This window comes from Pseudarthrobacter sp. NamE5 (genome assembly GCF_005796225.1).
In the GTDB taxonomy this organism is placed as follows: domain Bacteria; phylum Actinomycetota; class Actinomycetes; order Actinomycetales; family Micrococcaceae; genus Arthrobacter.
The window spans coordinates 308,714-331,213 of the sequence record NZ_VAHO01000001.1 but is presented as its reverse complement, the minus strand read 5'-3'; the positions used below and the strand labels follow the sequence as shown (position 1 = coordinate 331,213).

General features: G+C 60.4%; 18 protein-coding genes and 1 pseudogene. 13 read left to right on the top strand and 6 right to left on the bottom strand.

The genetic code is table 11. The features are described 5' to 3' along the window. Nucleotides 1–230: 230 nt before the first annotated feature. Nucleotides 231–1,781, bottom strand: a complete 1,551-nt coding sequence (locus tag FDW84_RS02740; protein WP_240721335.1) for a PucR family transcriptional regulator — start codon at nt 1,779–1,781, stop codon at nt 231–233. A 208-nt stretch (nt 1,782–1,989) separates the two neighbouring features. On the opposite strand from FDW84_RS02740, the gene FDW84_RS02735 reads away from it, so the two are divergent. The 6 genes and pseudogenes from FDW84_RS02735 to FDW84_RS19600 all read left to right on the top strand — a co-directional run. Continuing rightward, entirely contained in the window at nt 1,990–3,276 is a 1,287-nt protein-coding gene (locus FDW84_RS02735; protein ID WP_171046626.1) for an alpha-hydroxy acid oxidase, read from the top strand. A 10-nt stretch (nt 3,277–3,286) separates the two neighbouring features. Then, the gene (locus tag FDW84_RS02730; RefSeq protein ID WP_138606305.1) at nt 3,287–4,222 is read left to right on the top strand and encodes an ABC transporter substrate-binding protein; all 936 of its coding nucleotides are present in this window, start codon (nt 3,287–3,289) and stop codon (nt 4,220–4,222) included. Between the two features lie 26 nt (nt 4,223–4,248). After that, on the top strand, nt 4,249–5,169 hold the full coding sequence (locus tag FDW84_RS02725) for an amino acid ABC transporter permease (RefSeq protein WP_240721334.1): 921 nt from the start codon (nt 4,249–4,251) through the stop codon (nt 5,167–5,169). Further along, a complete protein-coding gene (locus tag FDW84_RS02720; RefSeq protein WP_138606519.1) occupies nt 5,169–5,933 on the top strand; it encodes an amino acid ABC transporter ATP-binding protein in 765 nt (254 codons plus the stop codon). Before FDW84_RS02725 ends, FDW84_RS02720 begins: the two co-directional genes overlap by 1 nt. Before the next feature lie 32 nt (nt 5,934–5,965). Next, a complete protein-coding gene (locus FDW84_RS02715) occupies nt 5,966–6,346 on the top strand; it encodes a RidA family protein (RefSeq protein WP_138606300.1) in 381 nt (126 codons plus the stop codon). Nucleotides 6,347–6,560: 214 nt separating this feature from the next. Next, nucleotides 6,561–6,701: pseudogene (locus tag FDW84_RS19600) on the top strand (PbrT family lead (Pb2+) uptake porter); the annotation flags it as partial. A 354-nt stretch (nt 6,702–7,055) separates the two neighbouring features. Here FDW84_RS19600 and FDW84_RS02705 read toward each other — a convergent pair. Next, complete coding sequence (locus FDW84_RS02705) at nt 7,056–7,769, bottom strand: helicase associated domain-containing protein (RefSeq protein ID WP_171046625.1); 714 nt, start codon at nt 7,767–7,769, stop codon at nt 7,056–7,058. A 255-nt stretch (nt 7,770–8,024) separates the two neighbouring features. On the opposite strand from FDW84_RS02705, the gene FDW84_RS02700 reads away from it, so the two are divergent. Together FDW84_RS02700 and FDW84_RS02695 are read left to right on the top strand one after the other, a co-directional pair. Further along, nucleotides 8,025–8,540, top strand: coding sequence for a hypothetical protein (locus FDW84_RS02700; protein ID WP_138606296.1), 516 nt, complete (start codon nt 8,025–8,027; stop codon nt 8,538–8,540). 225 nt (nt 8,541–8,765) lie between these two features. Further along, nucleotides 8,766–9,485 (top strand): hypothetical protein, encoded by a 720-nt coding sequence (locus FDW84_RS02695; RefSeq protein ID WP_138606294.1) that lies wholly within the window; start codon nt 8,766–8,768, stop codon nt 9,483–9,485. A 1-nt stretch (nt 9,486) separates the two neighbouring features. On the opposite strand, the gene FDW84_RS02690 is transcribed toward FDW84_RS02695, so the two are convergent. Continuing rightward, entirely contained in the window at nt 9,487–10,017 is a 531-nt protein-coding gene (locus tag FDW84_RS02690; protein WP_138606292.1) for a hypothetical protein, read from the bottom strand. Nucleotides 10,018–10,186: 169 nt separating this feature from the next. Here FDW84_RS02690 and FDW84_RS19180 point away from each other — a divergent pair, with 169 nt between their 5' ends. Continuing rightward, nucleotides 10,187–10,339 carry a hypothetical protein gene (locus FDW84_RS19180; protein WP_171046624.1) on the top strand — a complete coding sequence of 51 codons (153 nt, stop codon included), beginning with the start codon at nt 10,187–10,189 and terminating at the stop codon, nt 10,337–10,339. Between the two features lie 772 nt (nt 10,340–11,111). Here the strand turns inward: FDW84_RS19180 and FDW84_RS02685 are convergent. After that, nucleotides 11,112–11,327, bottom strand: coding sequence for a hypothetical protein (locus FDW84_RS02685; RefSeq protein ID WP_138606290.1), 216 nt, complete (start codon nt 11,325–11,327; stop codon nt 11,112–11,114). Between the two features lie 206 nt (nt 11,328–11,533). Here FDW84_RS02685 and FDW84_RS02680 point away from each other — a divergent pair, with 206 nt between their 5' ends. Further along, complete coding sequence (locus tag FDW84_RS02680; RefSeq protein WP_138606289.1) at nt 11,534–12,226, top strand: hypothetical protein; 693 nt, start codon at nt 11,534–11,536, stop codon at nt 12,224–12,226. A gap of 873 nt (nt 12,227–13,099) precedes the next feature. Next, nucleotides 13,100–13,879, top strand: a complete 780-nt coding sequence (locus FDW84_RS02675; protein WP_138606287.1) for a hypothetical protein — start codon at nt 13,100–13,102, stop codon at nt 13,877–13,879. 213 nt (nt 13,880–14,092) lie between these two features. On the opposite strand, the gene FDW84_RS02670 is transcribed toward FDW84_RS02675, so the two are convergent. Then, on the bottom strand, nt 14,093–14,659 hold the full coding sequence (locus tag FDW84_RS02670) for a recombinase family protein (protein ID WP_138606285.1): 567 nt from the start codon (nt 14,657–14,659) through the stop codon (nt 14,093–14,095). A 1,307-nt stretch (nt 14,660–15,966) separates the two neighbouring features. Between FDW84_RS02670 and FDW84_RS02665 the strand changes: the two genes are divergently transcribed. Next, complete coding sequence (locus FDW84_RS02665; protein ID WP_171046622.1) at nt 15,967–18,111, top strand: M1 family metallopeptidase; 2,145 nt, start codon at nt 15,967–15,969, stop codon at nt 18,109–18,111. A gap of 1,404 nt (nt 18,112–19,515) precedes the next feature. Further along, a complete protein-coding gene (locus FDW84_RS02660) occupies nt 19,516–21,465 on the top strand; it encodes an Ig-like domain-containing protein (RefSeq protein ID WP_240721333.1) in 1,950 nt (649 codons plus the stop codon). 360 nt (nt 21,466–21,825) lie between these two features. Here FDW84_RS02660 and FDW84_RS02655 read toward each other — a convergent pair whose 3' ends face one another. Further along, entirely contained in the window at nt 21,826–22,152 is a 327-nt protein-coding gene (locus FDW84_RS02655) for an acetylxylan esterase (protein ID WP_256371711.1), read from the bottom strand. Between the last annotated feature and the right edge of the window lie 348 nt (nt 22,153–22,500).

Below are 22,500 nucleotides of genomic sequence, written 5' to 3'. Positions count from 1 at the left end.
TTTCGAAGACCAGCTCTACTCCCGGAGTGGTGTCTGGCGTTTAGGCAGCACCCCAGCGGACGAAGAAATTACGCCAGGGCTTTCCGTCTCTTAAGTAACGGTCCTGCACCGAGGCTAACTTTCTATGCGTGTGCCTACCTTCGGCGGCTTTCAAATTGGCCGCCGAGTTTCGTTCGTTCTGAACTGGGTGTTGTAGTTGTTGCATACCCCATGCCTTGGCTGGGCACAGGCTATTTGGAGGCGAGGTCCATGGTGGTCAGCCGTAACCATAGCCAGAGCCGTTTTTGCTGGTCCGTCAGGTCGAGCTTGAAGTCTTCGGCCAGGCGGCCCACGCGGTACCGGATGGTGTTGTTGTGCACATGGAGTTCGGCGGCCATGGCTGAAATGTTTCCGGCGAAGGCGAGATAGGCCCGGAGCGTGGCCAGGTAGTCGGTCTGCTGCGCTGCGTCGTGGGCCTGAATTCTGGTGATCTCGTCCGCGCCGGCAAGTTCGTTGTCTTCGATGAACTTTCCGATTTTCATCAGGTTCAGCGGGATCTGGAAGTCTTCATAGAGCGCGACGCTGGGTGCGTTTGCTCCACGGCCCTGGAGACTAATTAGGTGGTGCAGGGTTTGCACGGCTTCGGATCGGGACCGGGGCAGGTCCTCGATGGTGGCCGCGATTCCGCCCACTGTCGCAATGACCGGGAACGAACTGATGGTGTGCGAATAGGCTTCGATCTCCTGGATGATCCGACTATGCAGTGTCCGGGGGGTGGTGCCATTGCAGGGCAGGAGTGCGTAGACCACTGATCCGATCAGTGCACTGTGGCCGGTGCCGAACTGGACGTTGCATACGGTGGTCACCAGGTGCAGCAGCCGGTGGATTTCGCGTACGGATTCCAGGCTTCCGGTCTCCGGGCGGACAATCGAGAACGCTGCCACGGCCAGCCCGTTGGCGGTGTTGAGGCCCAGTTGCGCTGCGGCGAAGGAAGCGTGGGGGGTGTCATCCATGAGCGTCCGGATGAGGTCGGCATTTCGCCGCTCTCCAAAGTCGGAGGCCGAGCGGGCATGGAGCATGTGCAGTCCTGCCAGGGGTGCCATCCGATCCAGCGCGCCTAATGCTGTGGCGCGTTTTTCTTCTCCGGGGTCGATGATCCAGATGGACCCGAGCAGCTCACCTCCTGCCCTTACGGCCAGTGCGAGGCGGGCCATGCCTTCGTCGGCCGCCGGAACCAGCACAGCACCCGGCGCGGCGTAAACGGCTTTGAAGTCTTGGTCGAACGCCGGTTGGATGGTTTCCTGCAGGGTCAGCGTGGTGATGCGTCGGAGTTCGTCGATGGGTTGGCCCGGCAGCGTGGAATAGCCGAGGATGCGCCCCAGTGGGTCCACGATGCTGGCGGCGCCGTTGGTGATGGAAGCCGCTGCGTTGGCAAACGCGTAAAGGTCGCCCAGCCGAACCCCTGAGGCGGAGTCCGCAGCGGCGCCCATGACTGACGCCCGTGCCAAGGCCACTAGTTGAGTCCAGTCCGCGTCATCTGGGGCCACGAGGACCGAGAGGGTATGCCGGACCGCCGCGGAGCGCAGTTGTTCCATCCGGGCGCCGTGGGCTTTGACGATCACCGCTGCCGCGTTGCTGTTCGCCGCCCGGTGGAGGAGCTGATCGAAATCCGGTGAACCGTAGGTGCAGCCGACCGCCAGGATGATGCGATCGTCCACGCTTGACCAGGTATCGAGGGGGTCGTACATGAGGACGTCCGAAACGGGATGTCCGAGGTTCTCGGGGGTGGGATTAGCATGCACGAGATGCGCCTGCATCAACTGGATGCAGTCTGAGAGGCGGACTGCTGATTGCTGCATCCCTGACGGTGCCACTATCTCCATGCTTGGACGTTATCACAGAGGCAAAAGGGATCTTGTGGAGGATTCCACATATAGAGCCGGGGAGATCTCGGTCACTATTGGGAAGGACGCAGGCAGGTGAGCCCGTCAGGAATGCAGAGGACACATCATGAAAATCAAGGACATCAGGGCACTTGCCTCGCTGCAAGGGCCGGCCGGATCTGTCGCGGAGCGCCTGTCCCGGAAATGCTACAGCGTTGAGGACATGCGGAAGTTGGCTGCCAAGCGGCTGCCCAAGAGCATCTTCGAATACATCGAAGGCGGAGGGGAGGACGAGGTCTCACTCCGCCGTAACCGGTCCTCGTTCGATGACTGGTCTTTCCTTCCCAAATGGGGATCAGTGGGCAACTTGGACCTCAGCACCACCATCCTCGGTGGCCCCACGTCGATGCCGGTGACTCTCGCGCCCACAGGCGGTACCCGGCTATTCCACCCCAAGGGTGAGTCGGCCGTCGCCCGTGCAGCGCTCAACGCCGGTATCCCGTATGGGTTGGCGCACCTGAGCACCACCACCATGGAAAATGTCAGTGCCGCTGCCCCGAGGCTTCGCCGGTGGTTCAACCTGGAACCGACCTCGGACAAAGGGCTGCTGCAGGCGGTCCTGGACCGGGTGTCCAGCGCCGGCTATGAAGCACTGCTGGTCAACGTCGACTGCCGGGCGATCGGGCATCGCGAGCGTGATTACCGCAATGGGTTCACCGCTCCGCCGTCCATTAAGCCGAAGACGGTTGTGGAGGGGATGCTGCACCCGGCGTGGGCGCTGGGATTTCTGGCCAACGACGCGATCGCCTTTCCCAACCTGGATGCTGAAGTTCCTGAGGGTCCACTTGCCAGTTCGCCTGACATGTGGCGTACGCTGCTGGCCGGTTCCTATGAACCCACCGATTGGGACGACATCCGGGACCTGCGGGAACGCTGGAACGGTCCAATCGTGCTGAAGGGCGTAGTGAACGCGAACGACGCCGCGCTGGCCGCTTCCATGGGAATCGATGCCATTCAGGTCAGCAACCACGGCGGACGGCAGTTGGACCACATGGCGGCACCCCTGGATGTCCTGCCGGAGATCGTTGCCAAGACTGCCGGCCGGATGGAAATCATCGTCGACGGCGGCATCCGCCGGGGTTCGGACGTGGTCAAGGCTCTGGCCCTCGGTGCGGGCGCCTGCTCCATCGGGCGCCCGTACCTATACGGCTTGGCTGCCGCCGGCCAAGCCGGTGTGGAGCACGTCCTGAAAATGTTTACGGCCGAAATGACCCGCACCATGTTGCTCCTCGGAGTGTCCACCATCAAAGAACTGCGGACGGAAGGCCGGGACTTGATCCGGCACCGCAACGAAGCGTTCGCCCGCACCCAACCTACCTATGTCCCCGAGGCCCCTTTGGCCTTGCAGAAATGAGGAACCCGACATGAAAAATCCAACAGCGGCTCTCCGCGCCAAACCCGGCCTGTCGGCTATCTTGGCCACTGCCGTCCTGACGCTGGCCGTCACGGGGTGCAGCACTGGCCCATCAGCGTCGAACCCCTCCCGCGAGGCTGCCGCAGCCGGCACCGGCGTCCCCGCGCTGGAAGTCAACCAGGCCGCCGTCGACCTTCTCCCGGAGTCCATCAAGGCCTCCAAAGTCCTGCGCGTGGCCATCCCCACCAACGAACCCCCAACGCAGTTTTACCGCGAAGGTACGCAGGAAATGACTGGAACCAACCCGGACGTGGCCCGTCTCATCGGCGAGGCATTGGGGGTCAAAGTGGACATCCAGGTGGCCAACTTCGATTCCATCATTCCCGGTCTGGCCGCCAACCGCTATGACATGACCGTTTCATCCATGACCCCCACCGAAAAGCGCATGGAAGTCCTGGACTTTGTGGACTACATGCAGATCGGCAACGCCATAGCCGTCCCTAAGGGTAACCCTGGCGGCATCAAGGATGAGAACACGCTTTGCGGCAAGAACATAGGGCTCCTCACGGGCTCGTACCAGCTGACAGTGAACGTTCCTTCCTATGATGAAGCCTGCGCTGCAGCCGGAAAGGATGCCATCCAGAAGAGTGAATTCCAGGACACCCGGCAGGCCATCTCCGCGCTCACAAGCGGGCGGTTGGACGCAGTGCTGGCGGATTCTCCCATCCTGAACTTCGCCGCAACCCAAAACCCCGGCATCGAGGTTGCGCGGACCTACGAGTTCACGCCTGTTGGTGTGGGCGTGCCGAAGGAGTCCGGCCTGGTGAAGTCGGTCTCCGCTGCCCTGGACACCGTGATCAAGAGTGAGTCCTACACCAAGGTCCTTGGGAAGTACGGCCTTGAGAGCAGCGCCATCACCGACGCGCGCGTCAACTTCGCCCAGTAATGAATTCGAGTAGAGAGGTGACGGCTGTGCATAAGCAACCCTCAGTCCCCGGCACCAGGGAGCCAGCGACAGCTTCCGGAGACTCAATTCCCGTGGTGCCGCTGAAGCACCCTGTCCGTTTGGTCCTTGCCGCCGTACTGATCCTGGTGACGCTCAGCGCGGCGTGGGATGTGGCCGTGAACGAACGGTACCGCTGGGATGTTGTGGCGTCTTACCTGTTCGCGCCGCAAATCCTCGCCGGAGCAGGTTTGACGCTCATGTTGACCGTGGTTTCCATGACGGTGGGCATCGCGCTGGGCACGCTGTTGGCAATAATGCGGCTCTCCGACAACCCGATCCTGAGCACCATCAGCCGTGCCTACATCTGGTTCTTCCGCGGAACGCCGCTCCTGGTCCAATTGATCTTTTGGTACAACATTGCTGCGCTCTACCCTGTGATCGCGTTCGGGCTGCCGTTTGGTGGACCGTCCGTGGTCCTGGGATCAGCGAACGTGCTGATCTCCCCGCTGGGCGCAGCACTCCTGGGCCTGTCCTTAAACGAAGCCGCGTACATGGCCGAGATCATCCGCGGCGGCATCAGGTCCGTGGACAAGGGCCAGTACGACGCCGCCCGAGCCCTGGGAATGAGCGGCGGCAAGCTCATGAACAGGGTGATCCTGCCACAGGCCATGCGTGTGGTGCTGCCTCCCACCGGCAACCAGGTCATCTCAATGCTCAAAGGCACGTCCCTAGTCAGCGTCCTGGCGATCTCGGACCTGCTCTATTCAGCCCAGATCATTTACGCGGACAACTACCAGACCATTCCGCTGCTGATCGTGGCAAGCCTCTGGTACCTGCTCATGACCACCGTCCTGAGCTTCTTCCAAAACAAACTCGAACGCCGATACGGCCGAGGTTTCGACTCAGCGCCGCGACGGATCCGCCAGCCTAAGACAAGGACAGCATGATGACTACCGCCATGGTGGAAGCCCGGGGAGTCCGGAAGAACTTCGGCGTTATCGAAATCCTCAAAGGCATCGACCTCAGGGTTGAGAAGGGATCGGTGACCTGCTTGATCGGCCCGTCCGGTTCCGGCAAGACCACCTTCCTGCGCTGCATCAACCACCTGGAGAAGGTCGACGCCGGCCGGCTCTACGTGAATGAGCACCTGGTGGGCTACGCCGAGCGCAACGGGAAGCTCTATGAAATGAAGGAACGCCAAACCGCCCGCTCCCGGCTCAACGCGGGAATGGTGTTCCAACGCTTCAACCTCTTTCCACACATGACCGTGCTGGAGAACATCATCGAGGCACCCGTCCACGTGCTCGGCCGGTCCCGGCACGAAGTGATTGTGGAAGCACAGGCGCTGCTGGACAGGGTTGGCCTGGGCAACCGTGGCCACTCCTACCCCCAGGAACTTTCCGGCGGGCAGCAGCAGCGCATCGCGATCGCAAGGGCACTGGCGATGAAGCCCAAGCTCATGCTCTTCGATGAGCCCACATCAGCGCTTGACCCAGAACTGGTGGGTGAAGTCCTGGACGTCATGAAGTCCCTGGCAGAGGCAGGAATGACCATGGTCGTCGTGACGCATGAGCTCGGCTTCGCCCGGCAAGTGGCCGACCAAGTGGTGTTCATGGATGGCGGCGTGGTCGTCGAAAGTGGCCCCCCGGAGGACGTCCTGGACAACCCGCAACAGGAGCGCACCAAGGCGTTCCTCTCCAAGGTCCTCTAGCAATTCCCATCGATCGCAACGAAAGGCATTACATGTCCCGCCAGCAAGTCGTCACCAGCCTCGCCCCGAGCCCGGCCGGTCCCTACTCCCAAGCCATCGTAGCCAACGGATTTCTCTTCACCGCAGGCCAGACGCCCCATGACCCGGTGACCGATGAGCTCGTGGGCATCACCATTGAGGAACAAACAATCCAGGCCATGACGAACCTCGGCGAAGTCCTGGCCGCGCACGGCCTGGACTTCTCCCACGTGGTCAAAGCCACCGTTCACCTGCACCACCCCGGCCGCGACTTCGACGGCTTCAACACCATTTACTCAAAATACATGGAAGCCCCGTACCCGGCACGAACCACCGTGGGTTCATTCCTGGGCGACTTCCTGGTGGAGATCGATGTGGTCGCAGTAATTCCGTAACGAGCAGGTTTTGACGGCGAAACCCGGACCTGACGATGTTTCATCAGCCGTGAACCGAGGTCTCTACGATTGCCGTCCTGAGGTGGAGAGTCAGCCTGCCTATCGGCCAAGGTGCCCAGAAGGAACCCTGGAGTGTCTGCCAACTTCGTCGCGGCCACGCAATAAGCCCCGAACTTAGCGATGCGCAAAACCAGTCCAGGACGGCCTTGCCTAGGAACTGCTCGACGAAGTGGCCCCGGGGAAGGTCACCGGCGAAGAAGAGATCTGGTCCAGCACGGAGCGGTGGGACTTCCAAGCAAACGTTGACGGCGCCAGATCGGCCTGCGAAAGCGTGAAGCCACCCTGCAGCAGAAGGGCGCCGCACTCGCAATCGACCCCTCTTCAGGGAGCTTGGTTACTGCACCTAGAAAGCCCGGGCTCGCAGTCACCGGCCGCCGGCCGACAGGGCACTGATAGGCAGGCAGATACAGGCCCCTTAGGCTCCTCCCCCCATCCGGGAGAAAACGCCGATAACGGATATTCCGTCAAGCTGCCCTCCGCTCAGTGTCACCTTTGGCCTGCGCAAATACGGACTTTACCAGTAAGCGGGAAGGCTGGATGCAGCAGTCGGCATGACCGACGTCGCTGTCGGCGGGGGCTTGTTACCTTCGCGGGACGCTCAGCTCGGAACCAAAGTGGACCTGAATAAAGCCGTCCTGGCGGTCCTGAATCAAACTGCCATAGTCACAAGGTGCCCCGAAGACTTAGACTCGCTGGTTTTTCTCCACCCAGGAGCTGTTGCGTCCAGCTGCTGCTTATCCTGCGGCACTAGCGTCCCTTTGTTTGCCGCTATCCTCCGCCCGTGAAGCCATATTCCGAGTTCCCGCTCGCCCTGTTCCCGGCCCGGGCGGTAACTGGGGAACCTGCGATGACGGGAAACGAAATCCTCCAGCTGGCTCAGTCTGGTCCTGAATAAAGCTGACTCTTTGACCTGGCGGTAAGTTCTGCGCCATTCCCCGATCCTGTCCAGCATGTTGACCCGGTAACCGCACAGGCCGCCGCGCTGCCAGCGACGACGTTGCTCATCGAGCCACCTGCCCATTCGCGCATGGTCAGGATCTTCAAGATGCGGATGAGGCAGGGACCCTTTTTCCAGGAGGTAGACGTGCACTTCTTCGAGGCGGCGCAGCCAGAAGGTGCGACCCGGGATCACACAATGCTCTGCCAGCTGGGCGCGGTTGGCACTATGCGTGACAGCCAGGTCCTGGTCCTGTCTCACAAGTTTGCGAAGCCTGTTGTGGACAGCATTCGGATGGACTCCGATTTCAGAAGCGATTTCCCTTGCTGATTTGCCCGACAGGTACATCGACAGCCAGTCTTCGTTTTTTACCACAGGTGTTGAAATTTGCTCACGACGGAGCCACTGCACTTCGTTTTCCCCCATGACCACAAGATAGCCCTTATGACCACCCCTATCCAGACCCATCGAGTGATAGCCAAAGATACGGATTGGTTGACTCGACTTCCTCCAGCCCCCAGCGAATAGTCACTTCATCGGCGACCGGCAGTCTCAGCGAAGAGGCAGCTGGCGGGACACTTTGGGGGAGGTGGTACAGGACAGTTGTTGTTCGCTTGCCGTGGCGTTTTGCTGCGGCAAACCACTCCCGGCTCTGTGCCGGATCACACCCTTGGGGGGACATTGAAATTCAAGTCTTTAATCGCGTCGGCCGGCGCTTCCGCACTGCTTTTGCTGACCCTGGCATCTCCGCCGGCGCAGGCTGCGCCGGACCAAGCAAAGGCCGGAAACACCAAGTCCGCAACAGACAAAGAAACACTTGAAAGGCTGGCGGCGTGGTACACCGAGCACGGCGTGCCAGACAAGCAGAAGAAGGATCTGCTTAACCACATCAGCAACGGAGGTGTCGTGGAATCCGATCGTCCCGGCACAACGCCGTCAACCTCGGAGAAGGTGACCGAGGCCAACGCTGACGTGACGGTCAACCGTTTCAACGACGGGTCCATCACCGTGTCCAAGGTGGAAAAGCCGGTAATCATCAAATCCAGCAAGGATGAGATCTCACTCCTCAGCGTTGGTCAGTGCCAGGGCTACTCCGGCGGCAGCGGCTACGCGGTCTACTACGATTGCCTGGCTGAGCATTCCAACTCCACGGTTCATCTGGCATTCCGGGCCACCTACGCTGACCAGTGGCTATGACCAAATCAACAACGTCTGGGGCGCCTACCAGTATGCCTGGGGCGGTACCAACAGCACCCCGAACCTGCGCATCGAACAGAAAAATGAAGCCTGGAACAGCGGCGCCCGCGCTGCATCTACAGTCCGCTTCACCCCGGCCAACAGCGGAAATTCCACCGGTTACACAATGCGACTGTGGGTTATGAACAACTCAGCTTTCACCAACATCTACAACGAGGGATAGGGATGAAGACAGCACTCTCAACCAAGCCCCTGCGGGCAGCCCTCGTCATGCTCTGCCTGTCCTTGTCACTCCTGGGCGTGAGCGCCCCTGCGGTCGCGAAGCAGGCAGACACCGCGGAGATCGAGTCCTTCTGGTCCTCCTACAACGTTCCCCGCGACGTGCAGGTAAAGCTGCTGAAGAAGATCAATGCCGGCGAGATGACCGAGGCCAACAAGTCCGCTGCGGAACCAGTCAATGAGGAGACAGTTGACCGGGACGGGTTCCGGTCAACTGTGAAGACCTTCGCTGATGGATCCATCGCGGTTACCTCGCTGGAGCTTCCGACAGAAGCCGTTCCTGCCGCGGAGGGGCAGGTCACGCCGATGGCTTCCATCAGCTCCTGCACCACATATGGAGGTGCCGGCTGGGCCAGCTACCAGGGCTGCCTGATCAATCACCGGACAGACACGATCTATATCGAGTTCAGGGCCACCTATGAGAAGTACCAGGGCGCTTACGCCCAGATCACCAATCACTGGGGTGGGTACATACAGACCTACGGAGGTGTAGTCGCCGTTGACTCCCCACACGTTACTTACTACGTGCGGAGCTCGGGGACTTACGGCCAAGCCGTAGTACAGTACTCGTCCACTGTGAAGAACTGGGCAAACAGCTACAGCGAGACCGTCCAGCTGTCACTGCGTGTAGGAACGGCAGGCAACGCCTGGGTAACTAACTACTAGGTCAAAGATTGTGGCCCGTGGCTGACCGGCTGCGGGCCACAGTCATGTACGTGGCCGCGAGGATGAGGACGCCAGCCGCTACGACGGCCAAGATCTCAACACTGGGCATGAATCGGCTGACCACAGCAGCTCCGGCCGCAAGGGCACCGGCCGCAGCAAGGTATGGCTTCCGAAGCGAAATACCCCATGCCAGGCAAAGAAGCCCAAAATAGCCGCTGTAGTAGAAACTCAGCGCCGTGTCGACGAGAAATGCTACGACAGCTCCAAGAATCATCCCTACCGAGTCCTGCGATCTGAAGCCCAGCTTCCTTCGGCAGGTGAAGTAGACGACAAGGGCAACAAGAATCGTCAGTAGCCGGAATAGAGTAGCCCACCCCATGCCTGCGTAATCGAAGGACCACGCCAGGTCAGACACCACGACGGCCCAGACCAGCGAGGCAATGCCTGTTGCGAGGCCGACGGATCGAACAATGGCAGTCTCCCGCGCCGCAGTGTACGGGCCCACTATCTCGTCAAAACCGTTCCCGACCATGTATAAGCCTGCCCCCTGGTAGTTGGCCCACCTCGTCCGCGGCGCGAACAGGATTGGCCGATAGCTGCGGCGTTGACAGTAGGACAGTTGCGAAGGCGTGTCCAGTCACAGGAGTCCGACAAACTGGACAAGGCGACGCCTATCGGTGGCGCCGCACACATAGCAGCCTATGATCACTCCTTTGCCTGGCCAGCCCATCATCCTTGTCCACCTGGACGGCTGCTTCTTCGCCGACTGGGCAACGCCCTGCGACCGGCAGACTGGCCTGGGCATCATCATCGGCCTAGGGGTCACTCCCGACGGTTCCCGGCGCTTTGCCTAACCGGTGTGTCTGTCAGGGCAAAAATCCGAGCAACGGTGGGCAGCACAAGCGCATTTTGCAGGCACTCCCCCGGCAATTTTGAAACGCCGATAATGGAGATTCTGTAAAGCTGACATGGATAAATTCGTCGACCGCCTTGTTCATCCCCGACTCTGGAACGGTGATCCGCTCATGCATCGCGAATCTCTACTCGTGGTCATAGCATCAGGCCTGTCAGATGTCAGCATTGGGGACGGCCATTGCGCTCACCCAGTAATCCCGTCGAAGTAATTACCGAAGGATGCAGCGGCTTTCAACGGCGAGCTGACCTCAAGTCTGCCTTCGCTACGGGCGGTAAGCCTCCCACCACCAGCCGTGCTCCAGGAAGTAGATCAGGAACGGAGCCACGACCGCTGCAAGGGACAAGGTAATAGCCACAATTGTCATCCGTTTGTTGAAGAGTGACTGTTGCGTGCGATCTTGGTCGACGCGCTTTCGGTCTTCCTCAGCGTTTTGGATGGTCTGGTTTAGTGCAGCGAGTAGAACCTTGGTCTCCTCCAAATGTTGGAGCTGTTCCGCAGCTTGATAACGCGTGGGCGCCGGCGGCGGGGGAGCCGCCTGGTAACTAGCACCGTTGAGGGGCACCCCGCCGCTAGCTTCGGAGCGTAGGCGGCCAAAGCTATATGCGGCAGGCGAGGCCGCTCTTGCGGCCCGGCCGAGATTTTCCAGGCTGTTGGAAAAGCTGTCAGATGAGTTACTCAAGGAATCCCCAGTCGATATTCAAGCAGCCGGATTAGAAGTTCAGCTCGCCGTCCCGGCCGAGCTCCATCTCCAAATCCTGTTCCTTCGGCTTCACATTTCGCGGGCCTGCGGAGTGGTTGCGCGGATGATTCGGGTGCTCTTCCCGCATCCAGCCAAGGTAGGTACTGCTGTCTCCCGCGCCCAAGCGGAATGCGCCGGCATAGTCACAGCCGTCCACCGTGCATGCAAGCTCAAAATCAGCCATCATTCGTCCCCATCTCGAAGTGTTTGCTGCTCAGAGTACCTGTCGCGCTTATGGGCTGTCGTCGCGGGACGTGAAAGTGTCCAGGATCTCGTCCATGGGTCGCCTAGGGGAAAGCCCTGCCGACCTGGAGTCCGATCAGGGGTACAGGATAGGCCGCGGCGCGTTGCTGCTGCCCGTGAGACTGACGCGGCCCGGTCTAGGCTGGGCCCGTGCAAATTATCACTGATACGGATCCCGAAGAGCTCGCCCGGCGTTCGGCTGATATAGCCCAGTCAGCCGCAGATGCTGCGTGGTTGTCGGCCTACGCAACTCTCGCCACCGCCATCTTGTCCTTCGGTCTTCTGGTCGGCGCCGTGCTTGCTTGGCGAGTAGCCAGGGACACCCTAGATCAAAGCAAGCGGGCCCACGAGCAGATGGAGAAGGACAGCGTAGAGCAGACCCGGCCCTATGTTTACGCAAGGATCGTTCCCAGTATCGGAGGATTTAACGCTTGGGACCTCGTTGTCCGAAATTCCGGGCGCTCATCCGCAAGTAACCTGACCATCACAGTTTCGGAGTGGCCGGATTCGGACACGCTGACCGAGGCCCTGCGGACCATGTTTGAGCACCCGCAAATCTTGCCGCCCGATACCAGCATCAGGACATATTGGTTCCTGGGGCCGCGCGACCAGGCCGGCTCGAGCGGGGCAGCGGGCTTTGATATCCCCGTGGACCTCACGGTCAACTATTTCGGCAGTGGTCCCAATCCTCACCAGTACGTGGAGACTTTTCATCTCAATCCTTCTGTTCTCGGCCTAACGCCGCAGCCCGCTGCCGGCGTGAAGCTCAAGGAACCAACGGAAGAATTGCATAAGATGCGGGAGATCGTGCAGGCCCTTAACGAGCTGCGAAGAGGCCAGTAGAAGGGGCTAATGGACCCCCGGCGAAATTGTCCGTACGCACACGGATTTGGTGAGCCCCTTCTAGGTTTAGAAGTAGGAGACATTTCTTGTGTGTGACCTTGCCAATGTCACGGCATCGGTCCACATTCAAGCTATCCCAAAGGCATGCAAGGCGACCGTCCGCACCTTCATTTTTCTGGCTATGCTCCCATGGGAAATGAGCGATCATCAGCCCAAGGCCCGAGGCGCGTACGCAAGAAACTTGACACTATCCAGTACAGTCAAAGTTAAAAGGAGCTGCCCCTCCTCCCAGCGCAAGATCCGATTCTGCAGCATCGAAGACTGGAGCTGCAAGCCGACCCCGTGGCGCTGAATTTGCCTGGCGATAGTCACCGAACCCTCGACTTGCAGGTGACACGGAAGTCCCGGGAACATGGGGCATAGCTCAAGAAGAACCCCTGCCTGCCGTATGGGTATTCTCACTGCGAAGGCCAGAAAACACTGCTGATGATCTTCGTGGACAGTTAAATTTGGAGCGACTGCTAACGTAGAAAGTAGATACAAGGTGCGCTGTTACGCGTAACCAAAATCCTATTGATACCACCCTCCATCATGATTCGTATGGGCAGTCAAATAGCAAACCTTCAGTCCATGTGATCATCGCCGTTGAATTGGTAACGGCATACGGCGCATACTGCTCAATAACCTTCGAACCTCTGCAACAGCAGGGGTTCTTCTCTTTTAAGCACAGAAAGGAGCCAACCTTCACACCCTAAGTCAACCTCAAAATCGTGACCCCTCCCTCGAAGGACCGTCCCTTGGACGGTCCTTTTCTTTTGCCCTCATCCGAACATTCCGGGCGCCGCTGACGCCCTCAGACACAGGAGGTTAACCTTGAAGTCACATCCCTATGCACGCTTCATCAACTGGACCGCGGCGACTTACATCAAGGAGCGGCGGCCGGGCACTCGGCAGTCTCAGGCGGTACTCACTTGGCTAAGGGCCTATGGCATTACAGCCGCAAGGGTCGATGCGTTCTTGCGGCTTAGCGGGCAGCACTCCTCGACGATGCCCAACGGGCTGGTCATGGACATTCTGGAGCTCAGCCACTCAAAGGTCCGCCAAACGCTGAAAGACGAATACGTGCTCGATGCGCTGCTCCATACGTGGAGCTCCCTGGCGGATGTCTACGGCAGGGCAGCTACCCCGGCCGCCCAAGAAGTGGCCAGACTACTACTTCTCGACGAAGGCGGCCACGCGCTCATCATGGCAGAAGGCATGGGATACCCCGGAGAAGAGACATTGCTGAAGAGGTACTGGGGTGAGACCGACCTGCTGGACCTTTCCCAGATTCACAAAGGCACAGCGGGATTCAAAGATGTCGGCAGGCTCCTTGAGGACATTAAACGGCAGAGGGAGGAGCTTCCACAGCGGCCAACTCCTGTGCAGCTCCCACACCAGCAACAACCTACAAGGCCGACTTCAGCGCACAGGAAGACACCAACCCCTTCGGCCTACCAGCGCCCGGGCACCTGCTCGCCTAGCCAGGACCCCGACCGACTCCCGCCTCTGCCCACCAGCGGTCGGCGTTGGCGTCACCCCTCTGCAGACCTGAACGATGAACTATACGGAAACTGGCGCGACCACTGGGACAACACGTTGCCCGAACGGTAAAGCATGCGACTCCAACCCCGCCGCTTACTTCGCGGCGGGGTAACGGTGCCTCCCTCCCGCCCGTTCGCACATGGACACCACCCCTGGCGTTTGTGAGGCGATGCCGGCGGACGGCCTGACCTTGGCGAAACTCCTGCCAAGGTCAGCGCCAAAGTTCGATCGACGACCCTGCAGGGTAAACCGCGGGGTTAACTGGGAACGCGGGGGAGGGGCCTACTTCAACGCTGCGTGGCGGAGGTACTGGTAGACCGTTTCCCTGCTGATTCCGTAATCGCGGGCTAAGACGACTTTCGGGATACCGCTGCCGGCGCGTTCAACCAGTTCTGCTGCACGCTCGGGTGTCAGCGTCTTTTTCCGTCCTTTGTAGGCGCCGCGCTGCTGGGCCAGAGCGATGCCCTCGCGCTGGCGTTCCCTGATCAGTGAGCGTTCGAATTCGGCGAAGGCACCCATGACGGAGAGCATGAGGTTAGCCAGGGGGGAGTCCTCACCGGTGAAGACGAGCTGCTCCTTGAGGAACTCCACCCGCACCCCACGTCGGGTGAGCCCTTGGACCAGGGCGCGCAGGTCATCGAGGTTGCGGGCGAGCCGGTCCATGCTGTGCACAACGACGGCGTCCCCGTCCCGGACGAACCGGAGCAATTCGGTCAGCTGCGGCCGTGCGGTGTCCCGGCCGGAGGCCTTGTCCGTGAAAACCCGGTCCAGGCCCTGGCCTTCGAGCTGGCGCTGCTCATTCTGGTCAAGGGTGCTGACCCTTACGTACCCGATGCGCTGACCTTTCACGCCGGCCTCCGTTCGACGGTATTGAGAACGAGTGTTAGCCCGCTCAGGGACCACGTCAAGAGCCGCCGGAATACGGGAGCCCCAATTTAGATGACCCGGCCGGCTAGCCCCGAAAAAATGCATCTGATGCAATACGCAGTCTTCAGCTTTACATAACGCCGGCTATCAGCGAATTGCTTGTGCCGGAGCAGCGCAAGGGAGCGCGGGGAAACATCCGCCGACGGCCCCCGCGCTCTATGATTCATTCCCGGCTACTCCACGGAAGCGACTCTCTACCGCAGCCCAGCTTGGCGCCTTAGCCGTGGACTAGGACATACCCCCGACGCTTGCTTTCTTGGAATGAGTACCGAAGCTCTCGCTGCACTTGCTCGTCGAGGTCCGCCGGAACCTGGCAGCCCGTTCCATTGCCGGGGCCGTAGCCCTGAGGCTGCGACGGTGGGCAGCGAAGTTCGGGCGATACGCCGCGATGAACGTCGACGCAGAGCTCGTGTTCATGACCCGTGCGGCAGCGGAAAATTGCCCGTACGCTTTGTTCCTGCTTCATAAGTATGTCCCCTTCATCCCTTGATGGCAGCACGATGCTTCCGCTTAGGACGCTAACTGCAGGGTCTGACAATCGTGCAGGATCCACGGTGCATGAGCGCGGGGCTGGAGGGGCCGCTCGGCCCGTTACTTTACATAATCTGAATTATCGGCGTTTTAGTAGCGGGGGAGAGGTAGCTGCGGTTACTTCCGCGTTCTGGTCGTATTGGACGCTCGCTGAGGCCCACTACTGCAGCGCGTAGTGCACATCCTTGCCCTGCCCCCTTTCTGCAGTTAGGTAGAGGTGTTGTGGCAAATGACGTATGGCAGCGACATAAAATTTCCACACCCGGTCACCTCGACTGGCCCACACATGCGGCGCATCTGTCCGCAGTCAGGGATAATTCCCGAACTCACCAAATTCGCAGCTACGGACGGGAATGGCCCGAAGGCGGCGGTACGCCTTCCATTCGTTCCGGGGCTCTGACGGCAACTTCGCCGAGGTCTCGACGCTACTAAGTCACTCATCGTGTCGGCCGCTGGTCCGGCATCTTGTCCTACACGCTCTTGAAGACAGCGTTGCTGGACGGTGTCAACCACTTCTCCCGCTATGCAGACGCTGATAGTCGATGTCAGTGATGATGCATGGCCCGGGACGGTGCCTACCGCGCAACCGTGAACAAGAGCGGCTCAGTAAACGAGGGAAGCAGGGAGTTGTCATGTCGCCCCAGCCCACTGCCCTGGGAACAGTACCTAGAGTTAGCGACGGCCGTCGGCTTACAGCCGTGTCTGCAGCATTGTTGCTGTTGGCAACCGCCTTGCCTGTACCCGCCGCCGCGACGGAAACCACAGCGCTCTTAGCCGCGGATGAGTCTTCACGAGGGGACGTCAATTACCGGCCCGGGGCGCCGGGGCTGGGTGATCCCTACTTTCCGCTGGACGGCAACGGCGGCTATGACGTCGGCCGGTATGTGCTGGACCTCAGCTATGATCCGCTGACCGACATCTTGGGCGGGACCGCGACCATCACCGCCGAGGCCACGCAGGACCTCTCGGCATTCAACCTCGACCTGGATAACTTTACGGTCCGTGAGATAACGGTCAACGACCGTTCTGCCCAATTCACGCACGACGCTGGCGAGCTGACTGTCACCCCGCAGCGGGGCATCAGGAAGGGCAGTCACTTCACTGCCCAGGTACGCTACGACGGCATCCCTAAAACCATCAGCGATCAGTACGGGCAGTCCGGGTTCTTCCACACCGACGACGGCTCCCTGATCATCGGCGAGCCGCATGTAGCCGCGACCTGGTTCCCGGTTAACGACCATCCCCTGGACAAGGCCGCCTACACGTTCCGGATCACGGTCCCCGAAGGGCTAGAAGCAGTAGCCAACGGGCGCCTGCTGGGTAGCCGGGTCCAGGACGGCAGGACCAGCTGGATATGGGAGGCACGCGAACCGATGGCGTCCTATCTTGCCACGGCCAGTGTCGGGCAGTGGGACTTCAACCAGTACCAGGCAGGGCGAGTCAAGTACCTCGATGCGCTGGACCCCGACCTCTTTGAGCCGGTGGCGGAACCGCGCACCGGCACCAACTTCGCCTGGTCACAGGCAGCGAACAGTTCGTACGAACGGCTCACGCAGACCATCAGCGTCCCGGCCGGCGGAGCGCAGCTGTCCTTCTGGCTGAGCCGTGATACCGAAACCAACTGGGATTTCACCTTCGTTGAGGCTCGCACCGCAGGCGCCGATAACTGGACGACCCTACCGGATGCTAACGGACATACCTCCAGGGAGACAGGCTTTTCCTGCCCCGGGTGGCACGACCTGCACCCATTCCTTACCCACTACCAGACGGATGACGGCGCGGGCGGCTGCACGGCGACGGGCAGCTCCGGCGCGTGGTGGGCGGCCAGCGGCACCAGTGACGGCTGGGAACAGTGGTCGGCCGACCTGACCGATTTTGCCGGCAGTGAGGTCGAAATCTCCATCAGCTATGTCAGTGATGACATCCACCCGCAACCCGGCGTGTTTGTCGACGATGTTGTGGTCTCCACGGGCGAGGGCAGTACCTCCTTCGAGGAGGACGGCGACACTATGGACGGCTGGACAACTTTGGGTCCACCGCCAGGCAGTCCGGACAACGAGAGCGACTGGATCGTAACGGCCGAGTCTCCCCCGGGCGTCGGAGAAAACATACAAGCTTCATTTGCCAGGCAACCCGAAATCATCGAATTCCTCGAAGGCTACTTTGGCCGGTATCCGTTCCGAGACGCCGGTGGCACCGTGGACGACCTCCCAGGGCTGGGCTTCGCCCTGGAGAACCAGACACGGCCCATCTACGGCAAGGAAATTTTCTACGACCGGGTTGAAGGTGACTCATTCGTAGTTCACGAATTGGCGCACCAGTGGAGCGGGAACAGCGTCTCCCTGGCAGCTTGGCAACATATCTGGCTAAACGAGGGATTTGCCACTTATGCCCACTGGCTATGGAGCGAACGGGAGGGCTTGGACACCGTCCAAGAGCGCTTCGACGCCGTTGGCTCGATCCCGACAGATGCGCCTTTCTGGAGCATCAGGATCGGCGATCCTGGGCCGGAAGCCTTATTTGACTCCGCCGTTTATGAGCGGGGCGCCATGACCCTGCACGCACTGAGGAAAGCGGTCGGCGACGAGGACTTCTTCCGTATCCTGCGCGACTGGGCGCAACTCAACGCCGGCGGCAACGTCTCCACAGATGAGTTCATCACCCTCGCCGAGAAAGTGTCCGGCGAAGACTTGAACGCGCTCTTCGATGAATGGTTGTTCACCCCCGAAAAACCACCCAGTCTAGAGGCCCCTGCGGCCCTTAGTACGGAACCGGCCACTGCCCGCGTGCCGCCCGCCGACGAGAACCTCAAGCGCAGTACCCCAGGCGGCAAGGCCCCCTGATTCCGAGCCTCCTCGACCCAACAGGTACCGCCCGTTTTTGGTGACGGAACCATATTGCTGCCGTCCACGGCACAACTGGCGCAGCAAATTCCAGAGTGCTGCACCAAGCCTTGTCCGGCCTGCACGGGCCTCGCGGTCGGCTACGCCTTCCAGCCTGGCCGCTAGCTACTGCGCCGTTCGGTTGTGTACTTGATGCTGGCCTCTTCGCGCAGCGCTTCAGGGCGTTGGTTCGCTTCGTTCATGGTCTAGATCTTCTCGGTCGGCCTCGACCACAGCTACACAGCCTGGAGTCTCGTCACGGCCGGCAAGTTGTTCCTGTTTCGCCTTGTTCTCCCAAGTGGTGCCCTGGTTGCCTCGGCGAGCTCGCCAACCGTACTACGCGGCCTTACTGGTGTCCGCGGCTTTACTCTTCAATAGGAACGCCACCCTCGAATACGCAGCCATCAGGATGCGCCTTGGCACAGCGGAACTTTTTTGAGCAAACCAACATCGTCTCGGCTGAGCGACCGTAGGTGGGACGATTGTTCGTACCCTAGGCCTGAAGCTGGTTCGCGGTTTGATCACCCACGGTCATTGCAATTGGAGCACGAGTTTGGGTGTGGTCGTAGTCTCTTTTAAGCCGAAGTCGGCACCGTCGCTGCTCGTGCCGTTGATGGCAAGCGGGAGGGCGCCGCCGATCTCGCCGTGCAGAGCTGACGCGCTTAACGTCACTTCATAACTGGTGTTCGAAGTGACCGGTGTTGCTGCGTCGTCGGCTAGCGTGGTTGCCTCCGGGCTGCCGTGCGGCCGGTGTTTGTTGTGCAGGTATTCCGCGACTTTTCACATGAGTACGCGCTACTGGTGAAGGCTGGAATAGCGGTTGGTACGGTGGGGAATCCGCAGCGGCAAGGGACAGGTACCATGGCGTGGCACGTGCTCCTTACGCTGGAAGTCATTATTCAACTCGGGGGAGCAACGTTGCGAGCTTATGCATCTGCTGACTTGGACGTGGGTGGAAGAGATCGCTGGACTTCCCGGCACTGGGAAAGGCGAAGAGGCGGACGCCAGGCTGGCCCCGGCCCAGGCCGGGCACGGTATCTATGGCTTTCTGCACTGCTGACAGCGTCGCTGCTTGCGTTGTGCGTTCTGGTAGTGCCGGTTTCGGCGTCCGCTGCTGCGGATGACGTTGGGGTTGAGGGTCCGTCTCATTCGGGGACCGGAACGCCGACGGGTACGAAGCGGCCAACGAGCGGGTTGTGGTTTCACGACGGGTTCTGGTGGGGAAACCTCTGGGACAGTGCCAGTTCGAATTTTCATATCTTCAAATTCGATACCGGGACGAGTTCCTGGGTCGACACAGGCGTCGCGACGGACACGCGCGCGAATACCCACCATGACGTGCTGTGGGACGGTAAGACGTTGCATGTGGCGAGCTATCGGTTCGCCAATGACGGTCTGCCGGCTGAGCCGAACTACCCGACGACGATGCGCCGTTACAGCTACGACACGGGTACGAAGAAGTACTCGCTCCTGAGCTCTACAAACATCAACAACCACCGCGTTGAGGCCCTGACCATTGATAAAGACTCGACTGGCCGGGTGTGGGCCACCTGGCAGCAGGCAAACCGGATTTATCTCAATGTCACCGGCACGGACGGCAAGACCTGGGGGACACCGTTCCCGCATCCTTCGTCGTTGAGCAACGTGTCGGTGGACGACACGTCTGCTCTGATCGCGTTCGACGGGAAGATGGGTGTGATGTGGAGCCGGCAGGCCGGTGACGCCACCGACGGCATGTACTGGAGCTACCACGTCGATGGAGCAGACGACACCGCCTGGACGACTCCTGTCGCAGCCGTGAAGGGACAGCGCAGCGGTGATGACCACATGAACCTGAAGTGGCTGGACTCCTCGGGTGACCAGGTTTTCGCTGCTGTTAAAACATCGTTCACATCGGCGTCCCAGCCGCTGATCCAGCTATTGGGGTTCAATAGCACTACGTCGACGTGGTCGGCCCACACGATCGCGACTGTTGCGGAGTGTCCAAACCGCGTGATCGTCCTGATTGACGAGAGCACCCGGATGCTGCGCACCTTCGCTACCTACCCGAAGCCGGGTGGCACAACGAACGCCGGTGTCTGCACCAGTTCGGGGGGCGCGATCTACGAAAAGTCCACGCCACTGGACAACATCGACTTCAGCGCAGCGACCAAGACGCCCCGCATTGTTGACGCCGACCAGTATGTCCACAACGTGACCTCAACCAAGCAGAACCTCAACAGTACGACGCGGGGCACAACCAACAGCGGTCTGCTGCTGCTCGCCGATGCGAACGCCACGAGCATGTACTGGTACTACTATGATCCCAGCAGCAGCGGTGGCAGCACTGACACCACGGTTCCGACCGTGACGGCCGTGTCTCCCGATGCCGGTACCACAGCCGTGGCAGTGACTGCCAGTGTGACAGGGACGTTCTCGGAGGCCCTGGACCCGTCCACGGTCACGGCGGACACCTTCACGTTGACCGCAGGGACGACTTCCGTGGCGGCCACTGTGGCGTACGACTCCGCTGGCAACATTGCAACGTTGGACCCTGCCGCGGACCTGGCAGCGGGTACTGAATACACTGCAACGATCAAGGGCGGTACCAGCGGTGTGAAGGATGTTGCCGGTAACGCCTTGGCCGCGGACAAGACATGGACCTTCACCACGGTCCCGCCTCCGGCCGCGCAGACTCCCATTGCAGCCAAAGCAACTTCACTGAATGGTGCTCTTGGCGCAGCCACCACTCCAGAGGTGTACGGCCTGAAGGACAACGGCGGGTACCAGTGTTTCGAACGCGGATGCATCCTCTACTCGCCAGCAACAGGTGCCCACATCTCCCTAGGGGCGATTCGTGGCCTGTGGGCGGCTACAGGGTTTGAAAATGGCAGGCTGGGATACCCGGTTACCGATGAAGTGGCCGGGCTCCGGGACGGCGGGGTGTATCAGAACTACCAGGGCGGCGCGATCATCTGGTCACCGGCAACAGGTGCCCACATCTCCCTAGGGGCGATTCGTGGCCTGTGGGCCGCTACAGGGTTTGAAAATGGCAGGCTGGGATACCCGGTCACGGACGAAGTGGCCGGGCTCCGGGACGGCGGGGTGTATCAGAACTACCAGGGCGGCACGATCATCTGGTCACCGGCAACAGGTGCCCACATCTCCGTTGGCGGTATTCGCACGATCTGGGCCTCCACAGGTTATGAATCAGGTCGCCTCGGATACCCCACAAGTGACGAATACTCGACAGGTGATGACGGAAGCATGGCCCAGAACTATCAGGGCGGAGTCATTCATTGGAGCCCGAACGGGTCCCACATCTCTTGGTTGTAAGGGCTGCACTCCTGTGTTGTCGTTCGATGTTTCGTAACTGCTGAGTTTCGAAGCAGTAAGAGGGCGTGAGGATCCGCAGCCGTGGTAAACGAACCCCTTCAGGTGCGGACGTTACTTAATCCACGTTGGTGGAGGCAGAGCGCTGCTTCTGCTACGCCATCAGCGCCCGGGGACGGAACGGCTTGGTCATGACGGCATGCCCCGGCACGCATGAGCACTGATCCAGCTGGTTAGCTACTACCTATGGTTGGAAGCGAGCAAGGGTGGATGGAAACTGGAGGAGGCCAGAGTTCAGCGAGCTAGTCACGGGAGCGAGCTTGCCGAGCCTAGCTAGATTGACGGAATATTTATTATCGGCGCTTAGCGAGCAGGGGACAGGCGCCCAAAGGGATCGCTAAACCGTTTGTGTACGTACTTGAGTTGACGGACCCAGTGGTGTTCCTGGCCTCCCTCGTGACCGTTGAAGTGGTAGATATCGATCGACTGGGCCGTCGCGTGGCGTGTTGAGCCAGAGCTTTTGATTCCGTAGCTGTTGTAGGACGCGAAGACGGTCGATGGCGGGCACACGTCATCGAGCAGTGCGACGGAAAACAGCGCCGGCGTGGTTGCCCTGCGAATGAGATGGACTCCGTCGAAGTAATTCAGGACCTTCAAGGTGTCCTCGTGGCGTTCCCGGTGGCGACCCAGTGGGAAGTCCGGGCGGCCCGGGTCCGGGGAACAACGAATACCATATGGTGTCCATCCTCTGGCCCGACAGTGAAAATTGGCAGCACTATGTGGCCAAGGGGCAGTCTGCTCCAGTCCAGCTTCTCTATAAGCAAGGAGCCTGCCTTGAAGAGGTCAACCTTCTGGGAGCATTGACACCTCCGCCACCTACGCTGAAAAATTTCAGCAGGTAGTAAGGGGATGTATGGGAACTATCGAGGATTCAGAGACTGATGCTTGTCTGCCTGCAACGGATACTCCCGAGACAGAACACCCACCTTCGCTTCTCCCGGACATCCCGGAGCACGCCATCATTGATAAGGTTCCAGC

Coding starts and splice junctions, on each gene's coding strand:
- FDW84_RS02730 (WP_138606305.1), top strand. CDS start 3,287: ATGAAAAATCCAACAGCGGCTCTCCGCGCCAAACCCGGCCTGTCGGCT.
- FDW84_RS02690 (WP_138606292.1), bottom strand. CDS start 10,017: ATGGTCGGGAACGGTTTTGACGAGATAGTGGGCCCGTACACTGCGGCG.
- FDW84_RS02715 (WP_138606300.1), top strand. CDS start 5,966: ATGTCCCGCCAGCAAGTCGTCACCAGCCTCGCCCCGAGCCCGGCCGGT.
- FDW84_RS02685 (WP_138606290.1), bottom strand. CDS start 11,327: ATGATGGCTGATTTTGAGCTTGCATGCACGGTGGACGGCTGTGACTAT.
- FDW84_RS02720 (WP_138606519.1), top strand. CDS start 5,169: ATGACTACCGCCATGGTGGAAGCCCGGGGAGTCCGGAAGAACTTCGGC.
- FDW84_RS02735 (WP_171046626.1), top strand. CDS start 1,990: ATGAAAATCAAGGACATCAGGGCACTTGCCTCGCTGCAAGGGCCGGCC.
- FDW84_RS02705 (WP_171046625.1), bottom strand. CDS start 7,769: ATGGGGGAAAACGAAGTGCAGTGGCTCCGTCGTGAGCAAATTTCAACA.
- FDW84_RS02695 (WP_138606294.1), top strand. CDS start 8,766: ATGAAGACAGCACTCTCAACCAAGCCCCTGCGGGCAGCCCTCGTCATG.
- FDW84_RS19180 (WP_171046624.1), top strand. CDS start 10,187: ATGATCACTCCTTTGCCTGGCCAGCCCATCATCCTTGTCCACCTGGAC.